At 36.1% G+C, this 1,317-nt stretch carries 2 protein-coding genes; both read right to left on the bottom strand.

Annotated elements, in window-relative coordinates; translation table 11 throughout:
- On the bottom strand, positions 1-511 hold a 511-nt coding region (locus tag P256_RS08800), incomplete at its 3' end, for a relaxase/mobilization nuclease domain-containing protein (RefSeq protein ID WP_155756756.1).
- Entirely contained in the window at positions 495-992 is a 498-nt protein-coding gene (mobC, locus tag P256_RS08795; RefSeq protein ID WP_023273338.1) for a plasmid mobilization relaxosome protein MobC, read from the bottom strand. The genes mobC and P256_RS08800, both read right to left, overlap by 17 nt.
- Positions 993-1,317 lie beyond the last annotated feature (325 nt).

Genomic DNA, 1,317 nt, shown 5'->3' with positions numbered 1-1,317 from the left:
CAATGTGATTGGGTTCTTGTGTTGTCTTCATCAAAAGCAGATCGTCTGGGCGAGACCATCCATGTTTGAGATTGAGATAATCACGTAATGCATCAAAGTGAGTTTCGTGGCCGGGTGGGGCAATATTGAGTGCTTTTCCAGTCTGTAGATCGAGTCTAGGCGTTAAAACATGAATATGTTTTGAGCCATCATCATCGATATGTAAAACAGCAAAGAGATGATATTGACATGGGTCTAAACCAGCAAACGCATGTTTCTCAAACTCATTTAAAACTTCTTCAATTTGCTGGTCTGTTGGATTATCTTCTTTCGACCATGCAATCACACCTGATGTATATTTCCAGAGATGAGGGTTCGCAGTACACGCAGCATTAAATGTCATGGCATCACCGCGTAAAACCTCAACGCCTGCACGGACATTTTCCTGATGATCTAAGTGATCTAAAACATATGCTGAAGCATGTACTGCCGAACCTTTACCGTGCTTTAAAAACTTAATATGCACGTTCATCTTCCTCAGATAACGCGATAGATGACAACTGCTTTTGTAGTCGTTCAGGGGTTTGTCTTTTAATTTCGGGTAGCGTTGGAAATATCTGTTCTAACCCCGTTTGAATATCTTTTAGAACGAGAAAAATACTCAAAATATCTAACTTTTTTTGTTCGTCAGCACTCGCATTTTTAATGATGTTTAATGCTCTTGCGATTTGATTTAAGTTATTCCCGATTTTAGAGAGTTCAAGCAATAAGCTAGGATCTGTTTTTTGATAGCGTTTGATGACCTCGAAGATCCTTTTAACTTTAACTCTTGGTTTCGCCTCTTCCTCATCTTCTTTTTTCTGCACAACTGTTGTTGCATTTTGCATGATTTCTCTTTGAATCAGAGAGTGCAGAAAATCAGAAAATTCCGTTTGTTCTTTTTCTAAGTATTCTTTTAATTGTTCTAGTTGTAGTTCAGTCATGCGAAACGATTTAGTTTTCGTGCGTAACATTTCTAGTTCCTATTAACAGTTTTTTTGCTGTGCAATTTAGAAATAAGATCATTCGGAGATTGTGGTCTTATTTCTAAATTGATGCTTTTGGGGTCTTAGGGGTTTCACCCCTAACAAGCCCTGTATATATTTTCGAAGAAAATGTAATACAGGTAGGCTTGCTTAATAGCTTATATCCAATTATTTATATTATAAGTGAAACTCTTGATGCATTCATCTTTTCTTGTTTTTTATACAAAAATTGATTGATTTAAAAATCGAATGAGGGATAATTAGTTATATTAAAGTATAACTTTTGAGGTGGGTATGGTTCATACAAATTTAA

The sequence above is a fragment of the Acinetobacter nectaris CIP 110549 genome, from assembly GCF_000488215.1.
Lineage (GTDB): Bacteria > Pseudomonadota > Gammaproteobacteria > Pseudomonadales > Moraxellaceae > Acinetobacter > Acinetobacter nectaris.
The sequence above is the reverse complement of the archived record's forward strand: the minus strand, read 5'-3'. Positions and strand labels throughout refer to the sequence as shown.

Coding starts and splice junctions, on each gene's coding strand:
- mobC (WP_023273338.1), bottom strand. CDS start 992: ATGTTACGCACGAAAACTAAATCGTTTCGCATGACTGAACTACAACTA.